The organism is Streptomyces sp. TSRI0107, from assembly GCF_001905845.1.
In the GTDB taxonomy this organism is placed as follows: domain Bacteria; phylum Actinomycetota; class Actinomycetes; order Streptomycetales; family Streptomycetaceae; genus Streptomyces.
The window spans coordinates 842,939-859,055 of the sequence record NZ_LIVZ01000001.1; the positions used below are offsets into that span (position 1 = coordinate 842,939).

Annotated in this window: 16 protein-coding genes, 1 other RNA gene and 1 pseudogene; 15 read left to right on the forward strand and 3 right to left on the reverse strand. The window is 72.5% G+C overall.

Features of this window, described 5'->3' with window-relative positions:
• Positions 1-179 precede the first annotated feature (179 nt).
• Genes AMK31_RS03780 through AMK31_RS03790 form a run of 3 tightly spaced genes read left to right on the forward strand, consistent with a single transcriptional unit; the run spans position 180 to position 2,973 of the window.
• A complete protein-coding gene (locus AMK31_RS03780) occupies positions 180-1,082 on the forward strand; it encodes a Nif3-like dinuclear metal center hexameric protein (protein ID WP_073938847.1) in 903 nt (300 codons plus the stop codon).
• Positions 1,079-1,822, forward strand: a complete 744-nt coding sequence (locus AMK31_RS03785) for a zinc ribbon domain-containing protein (RefSeq protein WP_073938984.1) — start codon at positions 1,079-1,081, stop codon at positions 1,820-1,822. Before AMK31_RS03780 ends, AMK31_RS03785 begins: the two co-directional genes overlap by 4 nt.
• 11 nt (positions 1,823-1,833) lie before the next feature.
• Positions 1,834-2,973, forward strand: coding sequence for a bifunctional RNase H/acid phosphatase (locus AMK31_RS03790; protein WP_073938848.1), 1,140 nt, complete (start codon positions 1,834-1,836; stop codon positions 2,971-2,973).
• On the opposite strand, the gene eda is transcribed toward AMK31_RS03790, so the two are convergent.
• A complete protein-coding gene (gene eda, locus AMK31_RS03795; protein WP_073938849.1) occupies positions 2,948-3,604 on the reverse strand; it encodes a bifunctional 4-hydroxy-2-oxoglutarate aldolase/2-dehydro-3-deoxy-phosphogluconate aldolase in 657 nt (218 codons plus the stop codon). The genes AMK31_RS03790 and eda overlap by 26 nt on opposite strands.
• 107 nt (positions 3,605-3,711) lie before the next feature.
• Positions 3,712-4,494 (reverse strand): peroxide stress protein YaaA, encoded by a 783-nt coding sequence (gene yaaA, locus AMK31_RS03800; protein WP_073938850.1) that lies wholly within the window; start codon positions 4,492-4,494, stop codon positions 3,712-3,714.
• 74 nt (positions 4,495-4,568) lie between these two features.
• Between yaaA and AMK31_RS03805 the strand changes: the two genes are divergently transcribed.
• The 5 genes and pseudogenes from AMK31_RS03805 (at position 4,569) to rnpB (ending at position 8,856) form a co-directional block, all read left to right on the forward strand.
• Positions 4,569-6,002 carry an RNB domain-containing ribonuclease gene (locus tag AMK31_RS03805; RefSeq protein WP_073938851.1) on the forward strand — a complete coding sequence of 478 codons (1,434 nt, stop codon included), beginning with the start codon at positions 4,569-4,571 and terminating at the stop codon, positions 6,000-6,002.
• 101 nt (positions 6,003-6,103) lie between these two features.
• Complete coding sequence (locus tag AMK31_RS03810; protein WP_073938852.1) at positions 6,104-6,673, forward strand: Uma2 family endonuclease; 570 nt, start codon at positions 6,104-6,106, stop codon at positions 6,671-6,673.
• A 36-nt stretch (positions 6,674-6,709) separates the two neighbouring features.
• Positions 6,710-7,534, forward strand: coding sequence for an AraC family transcriptional regulator (locus AMK31_RS03815; RefSeq protein WP_073938985.1), 825 nt, complete (start codon positions 6,710-6,712; stop codon positions 7,532-7,534).
• A gap of 85 nt (positions 7,535-7,619) precedes the next feature.
• Positions 7,620-8,336 (forward strand): annotated as a pseudogene (locus AMK31_RS42375) (DMT family transporter); the annotation flags it as partial.
• Positions 8,337-8,451: 115 nt separating this feature from the next.
• Positions 8,452-8,856, forward strand: an RNA gene (gene rnpB / locus AMK31_RS03830) — RNase P RNA component class A.
• A 33-nt stretch (positions 8,857-8,889) separates the two neighbouring features.
• Here the strand turns inward: rnpB and AMK31_RS03835 are convergent.
• Entirely contained in the window at positions 8,890-9,207 is a 318-nt protein-coding gene (locus AMK31_RS03835) for an NUDIX domain-containing protein (protein WP_385312008.1), read from the reverse strand.
• 253 nt (positions 9,208-9,460) lie between these two features.
• Between AMK31_RS03835 and AMK31_RS03840 the strand changes: the two genes are divergently transcribed.
• The 7 genes from AMK31_RS03840 to AMK31_RS03870 all read left to right on the forward strand — a co-directional run bounded on the left by AMK31_RS03840 (position 9,461) and on the right by AMK31_RS03870 (position 16,108).
• Complete coding sequence (locus AMK31_RS03840) at positions 9,461-10,231, forward strand: YqcI/YcgG family protein (protein WP_073938853.1); 771 nt, start codon at positions 9,461-9,463, stop codon at positions 10,229-10,231.
• A 3-nt stretch (positions 10,232-10,234) separates the two neighbouring features.
• A complete protein-coding gene (locus AMK31_RS03845; RefSeq protein WP_073938854.1) occupies positions 10,235-11,077 on the forward strand; it encodes an arginase family protein in 843 nt (280 codons plus the stop codon).
• Positions 11,078-11,337: 260 nt separating this feature from the next.
• Positions 11,338-12,306 carry a cysteine synthase A gene (gene cysK, locus AMK31_RS03850; protein WP_073938855.1) on the forward strand — a complete coding sequence of 323 codons (969 nt, stop codon included), beginning with the start codon at positions 11,338-11,340 and terminating at the stop codon, positions 12,304-12,306.
• A gap of 4 nt (positions 12,307-12,310) precedes the next feature.
• A complete protein-coding gene (gene metX / locus AMK31_RS03855) occupies positions 12,311-13,426 on the forward strand; it encodes a homoserine O-acetyltransferase MetX (protein ID WP_073938987.1) in 1,116 nt (371 codons plus the stop codon).
• A gap of 52 nt (positions 13,427-13,478) precedes the next feature.
• A complete protein-coding gene (locus AMK31_RS03860; protein WP_073938856.1) occupies positions 13,479-14,225 on the forward strand; it encodes an SDR family oxidoreductase in 747 nt (248 codons plus the stop codon).
• 18 nt (positions 14,226-14,243) lie between these two features.
• On the forward strand, positions 14,244-15,179 hold the full coding sequence (locus tag AMK31_RS03865) for an ATP-grasp domain-containing protein (RefSeq protein WP_073938857.1): 936 nt from the start codon (positions 14,244-14,246) through the stop codon (positions 15,177-15,179).
• A complete protein-coding gene (locus AMK31_RS03870) occupies positions 15,176-16,108 on the forward strand; it encodes a DMT family transporter (RefSeq protein WP_073938858.1) in 933 nt (310 codons plus the stop codon). Before AMK31_RS03865 ends, AMK31_RS03870 begins: the two co-directional genes overlap by 4 nt.
• Positions 16,109-16,117: the final 9 nt, after the last annotated feature.

The window sequence follows — 16,117 nt, forward strand, 5'->3', positions numbered from 1 at the left end:
GAGGAAGCTAGTTTTCGTACGCACAGACGGGGGACCGCCCGCTGGCCGCTTCACACATACGGGTGGCCGCGCGGCGATTCGCCTGAGGGAACGGGGACGCGTGTGCTCCAGGTGGTGATGAGCGGATGCGGTGGCCGCGCCGGTTCAGCCCCGCGGACCAGGCAGGTAGCCTGTGTCCCGTGCCCCGTCTGTCAGAAGTCATCGCCGCGCTGGAGAATCTGTGGCCTGCCGAGCGGGCCGAGTCCTGGGACGCGGTCGGTACGGTCGTGGGCGACCCCGGCCAGGAGGTCACCCGGGTCCTGTTCGCCGTCGACCCCGTCCAGGAGATCGTCGACGAGGCGGTGAAGCTTGGCGCCCACCTGCTGGTCACCCACCACCCGCTCTACCTGCGCGGGACGACGACGGTCGCGGCGTCCACCTTCAAGGGCCGCGTCGTGCACACCCTGATCAAGAACGACATCGCGCTGCACGTCGCCCACACCAACGCCGACACCGCCGACCCCGGAGTCTCCGACGCCCTCGCGGGCGCGCTGGACCTGCGCGTCGTACGGCCCCTGGTGCCGGACGCCACCGACCCCGAGGGCCGCCGCGGGCTCGGCCGGGTCTGCGAACTCGACCACCCGCTGACGGTCCGCGAGCTCGCCGCCCGCGCCGCCGCCCGGCTGCCCGCCACCGCGCAGGGCATCCGCGTGGCCGGCGACCCCGAGGCGACCGTCCGTACGGTCGCCGTCAGCGGCGGCTCCGGCGACAGCCTGTTCGACCACGTCCGGGCGGCGGGCGTGGACGCCTTCCTCACCGCGGACCTGCGCCACCACCCCGCCTCCGAGGCGGTGGCCCAAAGCCCCCTCGCGCTGCTCGACGCGGCGCACTGGGCCACCGAGTGGCCCTGGTGCGAGCTGGCGGCCAGCCAGCTCGACGAGATCTCCGACCGCCACGGATGGGGCCTCCGGGTCCACGTCTCCAAGACGGTCACCGACCCCTGGACCGCCCACGAGGCGTCCACCGCCCACCCGTCGCCCACCACCACCCTTCCAGCGAGCGCTTCGCGCGCCCCTTCCGATTCCGCAGGAGCCCCCAACTGAACGCCGAGCCCGCCGACCAGATCCGACTCCTCGACGTCCAGGCCCTCGACGTCCGTCTCCAGCAGCTCGCGCACAAGCGGAAGTCGCTGCCCGAGCACGCCGAGATCGAGTCGCTGACCAAGGACCTCACGCAGCTGCGCGACCTGCTGGTGGCCGCGCAGACCGAGGAGAGCGACTGCGCCCGCGAGCAGACCAAGGCCGAGCAGGACGTCGACCAGGTGCGCCAGCGTGCCGCCCGGGACCAGCAGCGGCTGGACTCCGGCGCGATCACCTCGCCGAAGGACCTGGAGAACCTCCAGCGCGAGATCGCCTCGCTCGCCAAGCGGCAGGGCGACCTGGAGGACGTCGTCCTGGAGGTCATGGAGCGCCGGGAGTCCGCGCAGACGCGGGTCGCCGAGCTGACCGAGCGGGTCGGCTCCGTGCAGGGGAAGATCGACGACGCCACCGGGCGCCGTGACGCCGCGTTCGAGGAGATCGACGGCGAGGCGGCCTCGGTCACCAAGGAGCGCGAGGTCGTCGCCGGGTCCGTGCCCGCCGACCTGATGAAGCTCTACGACAAGCTGCGTGAGCAGCAGGGCGGTATCGGCGCGGCCAAGCTGTACGCGCGTACCTGCCAGGGCTGCCGCCAGGAACTGGCCATCACCGAGCTGAACGAGATCCGCAAGGCCGCCCCGGACACCGTGGTGCGCTGCGAGAACTGCCGCCGCATCCTGGTGCGCACGGCCGAGTCGGGTCTCTAGGGGGCCGCGGGGTGCGGGAGTTCATCGTCGAGGCCGACGGCGGGTCGCGGGGCAACCCGGGGCCCGCGGGCTACGGCGCCGTGGTGATCGACGCGGCGACGGGGGAGACGCTGGCGGAGGCCGCGGAGTTCCTGGGCGTGGTGACGAACAACGTCGCCGAGTACCGGGGACTCCTGGCCGGTCTGCGCGCCGCCCACCGGCTCGACCCGGCGGCCCGCGTGCACGTGCGGATGGACTCCAAGCTGGTCGTCGAGCAGATGTCCGGCCGCTGGAAGATCAAGCACCCCGACATGAAGCCGCTGGCCATGGAGGCGTCCCGCATCTTCCCGCCGGACCGGGTGACGTACGAGTGGATCCCGCGCGAGCAGAACAAGCACGCCGACCGCCTGGCGAACGAGGCGATGGACGCGGGGGCCGCTTCCGCCGGCCCGGGCACCCCGAGTGCCGCCGCCAAGACCGACGCCGATCTGCGCGCCGCCCGCACCGTCGCCACCCCCTCCGTCGGCTGGGGCTCCGCGCCCGACCTCGGCGCGCCGGCCACCTTCGTGCTGCTGCGGCACGGCGAGACGCCGCTGACCCCGCAGAAGCGCTTCTCCGGCAGCGGCGGCAGCGACCCGTCCCTGTCCGACGTCGGCCGGGACCAGGCCGAGCGGGTCGCGGCGGCGCTGGCCCGGCGGGGCACGATCCAGGCGATCGTGTCGTCACCGCTGGCCCGCACCCGCGAGACCGCCGGGATCGTCGCCGCCCGCCTCGGCCTGGAGGTCGGCGTCGACGACGGGCTGCGCGAGACGGACTTCGGCGCGTGGGAGGGCCTGACCTTCGCCGAGGTGCACGAGCGCCACCCGGACGACCTGGCCGCCTGGCTGGCCTCCCCGGACGCCGAGCCGACCGGCGGCGGCGAGAGCTTCGCGGCGACCGCCACCCGGATCGCCGCCACCCGGGACAAGCTGGTCGCGGCGTACGCGGGCCGCACGGTCCTGCTGGTCAGCCACGTCACGCCGATCAAGACGCTGATCCGGCTCGCCCTGAACGCCCCGGCGGAATCCCTGTTCCGGATGGAGCTGTCGGCGGCCTCCCTGTCGGTCGTGGCCTACTACGCCGACGGCAACCCCAGCGTCCGCCTCTTCAACGACACCTCGCACCTGCGCTGAGCCCGGCCGCCTCCCGGGCCAGCCGTTCGATCCGCGCCCAGTCACGGGCCGCCACCGCGTCCGCGGGCAGCATCCAGCTGCCGCCGACACAGCCGACGTTGGGCAGCGCGAGGTAGTCGGGCGCGGAGGCCGGGCCGATCCCGCCGGTCGGGCAGAACCGCGCCTGCGGCAGCGGCCCGGACAGCGACCGCAGATAGGCCGTACCGCCCGCGGCCTCGGCGGGGAAGAACTTCATCTCCCGCACCCCGCGCTCCAGCAGCGCCACGACCTCCGAGGTGGTGGAAACCCCCGGCAGGAACGGCACCCCGGACCCGCGCATCGCCGCCAGCAGTACGTCCGTCCAGCCAGGGCTCACCAGGAAGCGGGCCCCCGCCGCGACGGCCTCGTCCGCCTGCCCCGGCGTGATCACGGTGCCCGCCCCCACCACGGCCTCCGGCACCGCGTCCGCGATCGCCCGGATCGCCGGCAGCGCGCCCGGCGTCCGCAGCGTCACCTCGATGGCGGGCAGCCCGCCGGCGACCAGGGCGCGGGCGAGCGGCACCGCGTCGGCGGCGTCGGAGACGACCACGACGGGAACGACGGGCGCGAGATCCAGGACAGAGGGCACAGCAGACGGCGAGGGCAGGGTCATGGCCCTCATCCTGCCCTCGCCGAAGCGTTCTGTGCAAAGCGCGTTGCGCATGCTGCAACGCGCTGTGGTGGGACGCCGATCTCCCCGGCCAGCGGATCTCCCCGGCCCTAGTGGATCTCCTCCACCAGCACATCCAGCGCCCACGCCTGCCCTGCCTTTGCCGGAGCCTGCGCCTCCACCTCGTACCCGAGGTCCCGCAGCGCCTCCACGAGCTCCGCCGGACCGGCCGGAGCCACCCCGGCCGACAGCAGACTCCGTACGATGCGCCCCTTCGTCGCCTTGTTGAAGTGGCTGACGACCTTCCGGGTCGGCGCGTGCAGCACCCGCACCGTCGCCGTCCGCCCGGCCACCTCGCCCTTCGGCTTCCACGCCGCCGCGTACGCCGCCGACCGCAGATCCAGCACCAGCCCGTCCCCGGCCGCCTCGGGCATCGCCGCGGCCATCGGCGCGCGCCAGTACGCGCCCAGCGCCCCCAGCCCCGGCAGCTTGACGCCCATGGAGCAGCGGTACGACGGGATCCGGTCCGTCACCCGCACCGCGCCCCACAGTCCCGAGAACACCAGCAGCGAACGCGCTGCGCGCCGCTTCGCGGCCGGCTCCAGCGAGGCCAGGTCCAGGGCGTCGTACAGCACACCCGTGTAGACCTCCCCGGCGGGCCGCGCCCCGGCCGTGCGCAGCTCCGCGTTCTTCGCGACCTCGCCGCGCAGTCCCTCGCTCAGCCCCAGCACCTCACGCGCCTTCTCCTCGTCGGCCGCGCACAGCTCGACCAACTCGTCGAGGACGGCCTCCCGGGCGTCCGTCAGCGCGGGCAGCGACAGCGACTCCGGCTTCAGCGGGGCGCCCCGGCCGGAGGAGGCCTTTCCCTCCGAGGGCGGCAGCAGGACCAGCACACGTACTCCTTCTGGTAGAGCTCCCGGCCAGCGTACGGCGTGCCGCCCGGCACCCTGCGACCTACGCTCGCTGTATGCCCCGCCGCCCCCTCCGCGTGACCGGCGCCCCGGAAGCACCGCTGCGGGCCGCCCTCGCCGCGCTGCGCACCGAACTCGGAGTCCCCGAAGGCTTCCCGCCCGAGGTACTGGCCGAAGCCGAACGAGCGGCCACGGCACCCGCCCTCCCGCCGTACGACGCGACCGACATCCCCCTCTTCACCATCGACCCTCCCGCCTCCACAGACCTCGACCAGGCGATGCACCTGGCCCGGCAGGGCACCGGCTACCGCGTGCGGTACGCCATCGCCGACGTCGCCGCCTTCGTCGCCCCCGGCGGAGCGCTCGACGCCGAGGCCCACCGGCGGGTGATGACCCTCTACTTCCCGGACGGACGCGTTCCCCTGCACCCGGAGGCCCTCGGCGAGGCCGCCGCCAGCCTGCTCCCCGACGGGCCCCGCCCCGCCGCCCTGTGGACCATCGACCTCGACGCGGACGGCCGCACCCTCGCCGTCGACCTCCGCCGCGCCCTGGTCCGCAGCCGGGCCCGGCTCGACTACGCGTGGGTGCAGCGGCAGATCGACGACGGGCGAGCGGAGGAACCGGTCGCCCTGCTCAAGACGGTCGGGCTGCTCCGCGAACGCCTGGAGAGCGAACGCGGCGGCATCTCCCTCAGCGTGCCCGAGCAGGAGATCGTCGAGCGGGACGGCACCTACGAACCGGTCTACCGCGCCCCGCTCCCCGCCGACGGCTGGAACGCCCAGATCTCCCTGCTCACCGGCATGGCCGCGGCCGACCTGATGCTCGCCCACGGCACCGGCGTCCTGCGCACCCTGCCCGCCGCCCCCGACGGCGCCGTCGGCCGGCTGCGCCGCACCGCGCACGCCCTGCACATCGACTGGCCGCACCACGTCTCCTACGCCGACCTGGTCCGCTCCCTCGACCCGCACCGGCCGCGGCACGCCGCCTTCCTCCAGGAATGCACCACGCTGCTGCGCGGCGCGGGCTACACGGTCTTCCGCGACGGCGCCCTCCCGCCCATCACCACGCACTCCGCCGTCGCCGCCCCGTACACCCACTGCACGGCCCCCCTGCGCCGCCTCGCCGACCGCTACACCACGGAACTCTGCCTGGCCGCGGCCTCCGGCGACGACCCGCCCGACTGGGTCCTCGCCGCCCTCGCCACCCTCCCCGCCGAGATGACCGCGGGCGCCCGCCGGGCGGGCACGGTGGAACGCGAGTGCGTGAACGTTGTCGAGGCGGCGGTGCTGTCCGGCCGGGTCGGCGAGACCTTCGACGCCTGCGTCGTCGACATCGACGACGACCGCCCCACCGTCGGCACGGTCCAGCTCACCGACCCCGCCGTCATCGGCCGCGTCGACGGCGAACGGCTGCCGCTGGGCGAACGGCTCCGGGTGCGGCTGACGGAGGCGGACCCGGCGAGGGCGACCGTACGGTTCGTGCCCGCGTAGCGGCGCGGGCTGTGCCACGATCGAGGGAACGGTTCCCGATCTCAGGCACAGGTGGTCAGCCGATGTCCCAGTCTGGCGAGCGACCGAAGGAGGGGCGTGACATGACTGCCATGGCCCATGAGCCGCTCACGCAGGAAGAGGTCCTGCTGGAGGGCTTTCTCGCCCTGGACACCCCGGAGGGTTTCCGGGCGGAGCTGATCGAGGGGGAGATCGTTGTGACACCGCCGCCGGACGGGGATCACGAGGACTGCATCGGGTTGGTCGTGGCCCAGGTGATCAGGAAGTCCCGCGCCGACATGCAGTTCTCCGGGAACAAGGGCCTCAAGCTGGAAGGCTGCCCCAAGGATCACGTGATCCCGGACGGCACGTTCGCCCTCAAGGAGCGGCGGCTTTACCGAGGCGCCAAGCCGTGGATGCCTTGCGACGGCGTGGCCATGGTGCTCGAAGTCACCTCCTCCAAGCCCGCCGCCGACCGCGAGGTCAAGCGCCGCTGCTACGCCCGAGGTGGCATTCCCCTCTACCTGCTGGTCGACCGCGACGCCACGGCGGTCACGCTGTTCAGCGACCCGGAGGGGCACGACTACCGCGAGCACTGCACCCGGCCCTTCGGCAAAGCCCTCACCCTCCCCGAGCCCTTCGGATTCGACCTGGACACCGGCGACTTCCTCTGATCCCCTGTCACCGGGGGGTGCGAGGTGAGCGTACGGATACGGGAGGACGCCCGATGGGCGCGGGCACGGCTCGGGCGGTGCGGGCCGGTGCTGGATCTGCTGACGGCCTGCTTCGACCGGCACGTCTACGCCCCGCACGCCCATGACGAGTTCACCATCGGGGTGACCGTCGGCGGGCTGGAGTTCATCGACTACCGGGGCGGACGCGTCCACTCCGGGCCCGGCTCGATCGTCATCCTCGAGCCGGGGGAGATGCACACCGGCGGCCCCGCGACGCCGGACGGCGGCTACTCCTACCGCGCGCTCTACGCCGCCCCCGGCCTGCTCGCAGACGGCACCGTCGGCACGGGTGTGCGGCACTTCCGGGAGGCCGTCCTCGACGACCCCGAGCTGGCCGCCGCCCTGCTGCGCACGCACACCGAGCTGAGCGCCTGCCCCGATCCGCTGGAGGCCGAGTCACGGCTGCCGTGGCTGCTCACGGCGCTCGCCCGCCGGCACTCCACGGCCCGCGCCGCGAGCGACATCGTGCCCGGCGCCGACGGCATCGCGCACACCGTGCGCGACCGCCTCGCCGACGAGCTGACCGACCCGCCGTCCCTCGCCGCCCTCGCCACCGACCTGGGCCTCTCCCGGTACCAGCTGCTGCGCGCCTTCCGCACGGAGATGGGGGTGCCGCCGTACGCCTGGCTCGCCCAGTACCGGGTGCACCGGGCGCGCGGCCTGCTGGAGTGCGGGCTGCGGCCGGCGGAGGTGGCCGCGCTGGTCGGGTTCGCGGACCAGGCGCATCTGACGCGCTGGTTCCGGCGGGTGCTGGGGGTGACCCCGGCGGCGTACCGCAACAGCGTTCAAGACCGGGGATGAGGGTGCCCCCGAGACTGTCTCCATGACTGCACGCGGCTGGGCCCTGTTCTCCCTGATGGGAGTCGTCTGGGGCGTCCCCTATCTGATGATCAAGGTGGCGGTGGACGAGCTGTCCCCGTCCGTCGTGGTGTTCGCGCGGTGCGCGCTCGGCGCCGCCCTCCTGCTGCCCTTCGCCCTGCGCCAGGGCGGGCTCGCCCGTACCGTGCGGGCGCACTGGAAGCCCATGCTGGCCTTCGCGGTCATCGAGATCGTCGGCCCCTGGTGGACCCTCACCGACGCCGAACGCCACCTGTCCAGCTCGACCGCCGGACTGCTCATCGCGGGCGTGCCCATCGTCGCCCTCCTCCTGGCCCGCTTCTTCGGCGCCGAGGAACGCGTGGGCGCCCGCCGCATCACGGGTCTCGCCCTCGGCCTCGCGGGCGTCACGGTCCTCACCCTGCCGCACCTCACCGGCGGCGACGCCCGCTCCCTGGCCGAGGTGCTGGTCACGGTCGTCGGCTACGCCGCCGCCCCGCTGATAGCCGCCCGGCACCTCAAGGACGTCCCGACCCTCCAGCTCATCACCCCCTGCCTCACGCTGGCCGCCGTCGTCTACGCCCCCGCCGCCTTCCTGACCCGGCCCGCCGCCATGCCCTCGGGCGAGGTCCTGGCCGCCCTCGCCGGCCTCGGCGTCGTCTGCACCGCGATCGCGTTCGTGGCCTTCCTGGAGCTGATCAAGGAGATCGGACCGACCCGGGCCGGTGTCATCACCTACGTCAACCCGGCGGTCGCCGTCGCCGCGGGCGCCCTCTTCCTGGACGAGAAGCTGACCCTCGGCATCGGCGTCGCGTTCGCCCTGATCCTGGCGGGCTCGGTGCTGGCCACGGCCGCGGCACCGAAGGGCGGCTTCCGCCGGGTAGCATGGTCGGCACGGCAGACGAGCCGGGCGGGCGGCCGCGTGGAGTCCCCCTAGGGGGCTTCCCGAGGAACGTCCGGGCTCCACAGGGCAGGGTGGTGGCTAACGGCCACCCGGGGTGACCCGCGGGACAGTGCCACAGAAAGCAGACCGCCGGGGATCTTCGTCCTCGGTAAGGGTGAAACGGTGGTGTAAGAGACCACCAGTGCCCAGGGTGACCTGGGCAGCTAGGTAAACCCCACCCGGAGCAAGGTCAAAAGGAGCGCCGTCAAAAGCGCTCTGCGCGGACGTTCGAGGGCTGCCCGCCCGAGTCCGCGGGTAGACCGCACGAGGCCGGCGGCAACGCCGGCCCTAGATGGATGGCCGTCGCCCCGGGCTCCGCGAGGAACCCGGGGAACAGAACCCGGCGTACAGCCCGACTCGTCTGCCGCTCAGGGCTTTTGGCCAGCGAAAACGCAGGTCAGGCGCCCTCTCTCGCGTGTTGGCGAGCCTCGCTGCCCCTGGTCCACACTGGTCGACCCGTGTCCAGCGCCTTCAGGGCGTGCTCGAGCCGGTCGGCCTGCTCCTCGTCCAGGGTGCCGCCGTCGAAGATGAACGCGAGCTGATCATCCCAGGGACCGTGCGGGGCCACCCAGTCCACCACCAGCAGCCCGCGCAGCGTGAGGCGTATGCCGAGTTCCTCCATCAGCTCACGGCGTGCCGTGTCCTCCGGCGGCTCGTTGGCCTCCGCCATCCCGCCGGGCAGGTCCCAGACCGGTTTGTAGGTGGGGTTCACCAGGAGCTCGGTGTCGGCGGGATCGGTTGCACGTGATCACCGGGCATCCTCCCGGGCTGCCGCAAAGGAAAAGGGAAAGCACCTACAACTTTAGTTGTAGAAGCCGTACTTCGTTGCTCAACCCTTCGTTTCAAATCGTTGTGACGCTCCGTTTTCGGGGGCACGATGGTCATCGCCACGGCCCTGAACCGCAGAAACGGATGGCTAGGTGCACACGTCGCAACGAAACACAGAGATTGTTTCCCAGGAACAGGTGATGGAAGGGGGTGAGGGCTGGCAGCGCATCGCGTTCGAGGAGATCGCGGAGCGTCTTGCCGACCCGGAATTCCCCTGTGTCTTCTCGCGGAACGCCTTCCGCAAGCGGCTCTTGAGATTCGTCTTCGTGGCGGACGGCGGGAGCGAGGGCATCCGGGTGCTGGCGGCGGCCCTCACGGAGTACGTCGAGCAGGCAAGGGCCTGGGACGGTCGGCTGGACACCGCGTATCCGCTGGTCGCGGTGTTCTCGCCGGATGCCGTCAGCGCCGACTCGGTCGCCGGGCACCATGCCTTCGGCTGGCACGTCCTGCAGGAACTGCACCGCGTCGACCCCGCCCCCTGGCCGGCCGAGGTCGCGTCGAGCCCCGACTCCGCGACCTGGTCCATGTGCTTCGCCGGAATGCCGCTGTTCTGCAATATGAGCAACCCCGCCCACAAGATCCGGCGCAGCAGGAATCTGGGCAGCCATTTCGCGCTCGTCATCAATCCGCGGGAAAGATTCGATGTTTTCGCCGGGGACACTCCGAGCGGCCGGAGAGTGCGCTCGAACATCCGGAACCGAATACACCGCTACGACGGAATACCGCACTCCCCGCAATTGGGCTCCTACGGCGTCGGCGACCTCGAATGGCTGCAGTACGGCCTGACCGAGGAGAACGCCGAGCGGACGGACAGCTGTCCCTTCGAGCCCCGTGACGTCTTCACCCCCCGCACCTCCTCCGAAGACGTCCAAGAGACCCAAGAGACCCAAGAGACGCAAAGGACCCGCTGACCCATGATCGAACTCATCGTCTCCCAAGGCCGGGTGGCCGACCGGGCGCCCCGCATGATCGAGGGCGCGGCCCGTCTCGCGCGGGCCCTGGAGCGGCGTCACGGACTCACCGGCCGCTGGATCGGCGAGCCCGCACCGGCTGTCGACGACGACTGGAGCCTGAGCCTGCCGCGGGCCGCGGAGCAGCTCGGCGCGCTGGGCCAGGCCGTCGGCGAGAGCATCCGGGGCGGCCACCGGACGGTCATGATCTCCAACACCTGCCCGGCGAGCATCGGCACGCTGCCGGTGGTGGCCCGGGAGATCCCGGACGCCGTGGTGCTCTACATCGACGGGCACGGCGACTTCAACACCCCGGACACGACCGGCACCGGCTACCTGGGCGGCATGGTCCTCGCCGCCGCGTGCGGCCTGTGGGACAGCGGGCACGGCGCCGGACTGCCTGCCTCGCAGGCGGTCCTGGTGGGCGCGCGGGACATCGACGAGGCCGAGGCCGCGCTGATCGCGCGGGCCGGGGTGCGGGTGATCCCGCCGAAGGAGACCACGGCCGAGAACATCCTGGACGCCATCGGCGACCGGCCCGTGTGGGTGCACATCGACTGGGACGTCCTGGAGCCCGGCCATGTGCCGGCCGACTACACCGTCCCGGACGGACTGCTCCCGGAACAGATCCGCACCGTCTTCGAAACGATCCCGGCGGACCGGCTGCGCGGGGTCGAACTGGCCGAGTTCAACGCCTCGACGGACGAGGCGGAGAACGAGCGGGCGGTCGACGTGATCCTCGACATGATCGCCCCCGTCTTCGAGCCCGCGCCCGTCTTCGAGCCCGCGTCCACCCTCGCCGGCTGACGCCTCGCCGTACGCGTCCCGCGTCCGCCCTCGTCGGCTGACCCCTCGCCGTACGCGTCCCGCGTCCGCCCTCGTCGGCTGACGCCTCGCCGTACGCGTCCCGCGTCCGCCCTCGCTGGCTGACGCCTCGCCGTACGCGTCCCGCGTCCGCCCTCGTCGGCTGACCCCTCGCCGTACGCGCCCCGCGCCCGCCCTCGCCGGCCGACCCTCCCCGTACGCGCCCCGCGCCCGCCCCGCTCCACTCCCCAAGGAGATTCCCCATGCCCCTGTACGACAGCATCCTCGACACCGTCGGACGCACGCCCATCGTCAGGCTGAACCGTCTGGCACCCGCCCACACCTCGGTCTACGTCAAGGTGGAGGCGTTCAATCCGGGCGGCTCGGTGAAGGACCGGCTCGCGCTCTCCGTGGTCCTCGACGCCGAGGCGAAGGGCCTGCTCAAGCCCGGGGACACGATCGTCGAGTGCACCTCGGGCAACGTCGGCATCGCGCTGGCGATGGTGGCCGCGGCGCGTGGCTACCACTTCGTCGCGGTCATGGGCGACACCTACTCGCAGGAGCGGCGCAAGCTGATCCGGGCCTACGGCGGCAAGGTGATCCTCTTCCCCGGCGAGCTGGGCAGCAGCGGCGGCAACGCGATCGCCGACGAACTCGCCGAGCGGCACGGCTGGTTCCGGGCCCACCAGTTCGACAACCCGGCCAACCCCGCCTACCACCGGGAGACCACGGCCTCGGAGATCCTCGCCGACTTCGCGGGCAAGCGGCTGGACTACTTCGTCACCGGGTTCGGCACCAGCGGCACCCTCACCGGGGTGGGCCAGATGCTGAAGACCGCCCGCCCGGGGGTGCGTGTGGTCGCCACCGAGCCGGAGAACGCCGCGATCCTCGGCAAGAAGGAGTGGAACGTCCACCGGATCCAGGGCTGGTCCCCGAACTTCGTGCCCAGCGTCCTCGACGACAGCGTCATCGACGAACTGGTCACCGTCGACGAGGTGGTGGGCCGCGACACCGCGCGCCGGCTCGCCGCGGAGGAGGGCATCTTCGCCGGCATCTCGGCGGGCGCCACCCTGGCCACCGCGCTGCGCGTCGCGGAGACCGCCCCGGAGGGCTCGGTACTGCTCGCGATGCTGCCGGACACCGGGGAACGGTATCTGTCCACGTTCCTCATGGAAGGGGTGAACGAGGGCTCGGACGACGAGTGGCTCGCGTCGCTGGGCACCGGGAGCTGACGTGATGAGGGAATTCGTCCCCCCGGCCGCCCGGTTCGCGGACCTTCCCGCCGAGTTCACCCTGCGGCGCGGCGGGACGCTGAGCGGCGCGCGCGTGGCGTACGAGGCCGTCGGACGGCTCACCCCGGAACGCGACAACGCGGTCCTGGTCCTCACCGGCCTGTCTCCCGACAGCCATGTCGCCTCCCATCCCGAGGACCCGAGCCCCGGCTGGTGGGAGGCCATGGTGGGGCCGGGCAAGCCGGTCGACACCGACCGCTGGTTCGTGATCTGCGTGAACGCGCTGGGCAGTTGCAAGGGTTCGACCGGGCCCGCCTCGACCGATCCCGGTACGGGGCGGCCGTACGGCCCGGACTTCCCGGAACTGTCCATGGAGGACGTCGCCGACGCGGCTGCCCACACCGTACGCGCCCTGGGCGTCGAGCGGCTGGCGTGTGTCGTCGGCACCTCCATGGGCGGGATGAGCGCGCTGTCGCTGCTCGCCCGCCACCCCGGGCTGGCCCGCGCCCACCTGAACATCTGCGGGGCGGCGAACTCGCTGCCGTTCGCGACGGCGATCCGCTCGCTGCAGCGCGAGGCGATCCGCTTCGACCCGCAGTGGAACGAGGGCCGGTACGACAGCGCGACCTATCCGCACCGCGGCATGCTCACGGCCCGCAAGCTGGGCATGACGACCTACCGTTCGGCCCGGGAGTGGGACAGCCGCTTCGGCCGCAGCCGCATCGCCGCCGATCGCCGTACGGACGACGACCCGTTCGGGCCGGAGTTCGAGGTCGAGGCGTATCTCGACTGCCACGCCCGCAAGTTCGCCCGCCGGTTCGACCCCAACAGCTATCTCTTCCTCAGCCGCGCCATGGACCGGTTCGACCTCGGCGAGTCCTGCGCCACCACGACCGCGCGGGCGCTCGCCCGGATACGGCTGGAGAAGGCGCTGGTGATCGGGGTCGAGACCGACATCCTGTTCCCCCTGCGGCAGCAGCGGGAGATCGCCGACGGGCTCGCCGCCGGCGGCACGGACACCGCGTTCCTGGCCCTGGAGTCGGAGGAGGGCCACGACGCCTTCCTCGTCGACATCGACCGCTTCGGCACCCCCGTCGCCAAGTTCCTCACCACGCTCTAGCCCTACCGCTACGAAGACCTACGAAGACCTAGAAGACCTACGGAGACCTGCCATGTCCGACCAGACGTCCAGGCTGGCCCTCGTCACCGGTGCCAACCGCGGCATCGGATACGAGACGGCACGCCAGCTCGCCGCCGAGGGCGTGCGGGTGCTGCTCGCCGGACGGGACCGGGAAGCCGTCGCCGCGGCCGCCGGGGAACTGCGCGGCGCCGGCCTCGCGGTGGAGCCGCTCGTGCTCGACGTGACCGACACCGACAGCATCCGGGAGGCCGCCGCCGAGGTGGAGCGGACGTACGGCCGCCTGGACATCCTCGTCAACAACGCCGCCATCCGGGTCGAGGAGTACGGCAGGAAGCCGTCGCAGCAGCCCCTGGCCCAGTGGCGCGAGACCTTCGACACCAACCTGTTCGGCGTCGTCGAGGTGACCAGCGCCTTCCTGCCGCTGCTGCTGCGCTCCCCGGCCGGGCGCGTCGTCAACCTGTCCAGCCTGCTCGGCTCGATCGGCACCCACGGCGACCCGGACTCCTACGCCTACAGCGACATGTTCAAGTCCCTCCCCGCCTACAGCGCCTCGAAGAGCGCGGTCAACTCCTGGACCGTCCACCTCGCCTACGAGCTGCGCGACACCCCGGTCAAGGTGAACGCCGTCCACCCCGGCTACACCAGGACCGGCATGAACGACGGCGAGGGCGAGCTGGAGATACCCGACGGCGCGCGGACCGGCGTGGCGATGGCGCTGCTCGACGACGACGGACCGACCGGCACCTACACCCACCGCGGCGAAACCGTCCCCTGGTAATTCACTGGAGAACTCTCAATGGGCAATTACGTGGCCCTGGCCACCGATATGACCAGCCTTCCGATCGACTACGACATGCCGCTGCTGCTGGAGGCGTGCCAGGCCAGAGGCCTGCGGGCCGAGATATGCAGCTGGGAGGACCCGGAGATCGACTGGGGCGGCTTCGACGCCGTGCTGCTGCGCTCCCCGTGGAGCTATGTCGAGCAGCTGCCGCGCTTCCTGAGCTGGTGCGAGCGCGTCACCGCCGTGACGCACCTGCTCAACCCGCTGCCGGTGGTGCGCTGGAACCTGGACAAGAGCTACCTCGGCGATCTGGACGCCGCCGGGGTGCCGGTCGTGCCGAGCAGCTTCGTGGCCCCCGAGGCGGATCCGGCCGACGCACTGCGCGCCTTCCTCGCACGGCATCCCGAGGCGGGGGAGTACGTGGTGAAGCCGGCCGTCGGCGCCTACTCGCGGGACGTGCAGCGGTACTCCCGAGGCCAGGAGGCCGACGCCACCCGGCACATCGCCAAACTGCTCCAGCAGGGGTGCGACGCGCTGATCCAGCCCTATCTGGACGCCATCGACCGCGACGGCGAGACGGACCTCGTCTACTTCGACGGCGTCTACAGCCACGCCATCCGCAAGCGGGCGCTGCTCCTGCCGGACGGCACCGTCGACGCCCCCACCCAGGACGCCCGCACCGCGCGGGACGCCACCGAGGACGAGCGGGCCGTCGCCGCGGCCGCGCTGGCGGCGGTGGTGGACCGCCTGGAGCTGGACAGGCCGCTGCTGTACGGCCGCGTCGACCTCATCCGGGACGGCGACGGCAGGCCCGTGCTCCTCGAACTGGAGGTGTGCGAACCGTCGTTGAGCATGCCTTTCGCGAAGGGTTCCGCGGCGCGGTTCGCCGAGGCCATCGCCGTACGACTGGAAGACCTTGCCGAGACCGACCGAGACCGGAGTGACCGATGACCACCACGACCGCCAAGGCGAGCGCCCCCGCCCCCGCCGCCCAGCTCCCCGCCGGGCCCGCCCCCTCGGTGGTGCCGCGCGGCACCCTGTACGCGGCGCTCGGGGTGGTGAGCTTCTCCTTCAGCTTCCCCGGCACGGTGTGGGCCCTCGACGGGTTCGGGCCGTGGAGCGCCATCGGGGTGCGCGGGGTGCTCGCCGCCGTCATCGCGCTCATCGCCCTCCTGGTCACCCGGGCGCCGCTGCCGGCCCGGGCCGACTGGCCCGCGCTCGCCGTCGTCGCGGGCGGCTGCGCGATCGGGTTCCCGCTGCTCACCACGCTCGCCCTGCAGACCTCCTCCACGGCGAACTCGGCGATCGTCATCGGGGCGCTGCCGATGGCCACGGCCGCGTTCTCCGCGGTCCTCACCCGGCGCCGGCCCTCGAAGGTGTTCTGGGCCGCGGCCCTGACCGGCGGGGCCACCGTGATCACCTTCACGCTCACGCAGAACCACGGCACACCGACCGTCGCCGACCTCTATCTCTTCGGCGCGCTCGTGGTCTGTGCGGCCGGATACGCCTTCGGCGGACGGCTGTCCGCGCACATGCCGGGCTGGCGGGTCATCGCCTGGGGCGTGGTGCTCGCCGCGCCGGTCAACCTGGCCGTGTCCCTGTGGGCGCTGCCGCACGAGCCGGTGCACCTCACCGGCAAGGCGCTGGTCGGCATGGCGTACATCGCCGCCGTCTCGCAGTTCGGCGGGTTCGTCGTCTGGTACAAGGGCATGGGCCTCATCGGCGTCGCCCGGGCCAGCCAGCTCCAGCTGGCGCAGCCGCTGCTGACGCTCGTGTGGGCGGTGCTGCTGCTCGGTGAGGAGATCGGCGCGGCCGTTCCGCTGACCGCGGTCATCGTGCTCACCTGCATCGTCGTCACCCAACGGGCCAGGGCGTCCTGAGCGCGGGTC